This window comes from Bradyrhizobium sp. Kon37 (assembly GCF_055807535.1).
Genome location: NZ_JBVVOY010000308.1, coordinates 1 through 249 on the forward strand (window position 1 = coordinate 1; position 249 = coordinate 249).

At 68.3% G+C, this 249-nt stretch carries 1 protein-coding gene; it reads left to right on the forward strand.

Annotated elements, in window-relative coordinates:
- Nucleotides 1-218, forward strand: a 218-nt coding sequence (locus tag AC0L3J_RS38270; protein ID WP_473350602.1) for a TraX family protein, incomplete at its 5' end; no start/stop codon positions are given.
- Nucleotides 219-249: the final 31 nt, after the last annotated feature.

Sequence of the window (249 nt, forward strand, 5' to 3'; positions counted from 1 at the left end):
TCGGCCTGGTCGCCTCGGTCCCGTTCATTGCGTTGGGTGGAGTGGTGGGCGGATGGTGGCCGCTGAACGTCATGTTCACGCTGTTGGCCGCAACCGCGATGCTCTACCTGGTCGAGCGCGGCCGCTCGGTCGCTCCTATAGCGCTGTTCGTCGTGGCCGGCGGCCTGGTCGAGTTCTGTTGGCCGGCGCTGCTGCGGCCGCCCACGTCGGGCGCTTGAGGTACAACCAGACAGACGCGGCCAGCAGCAG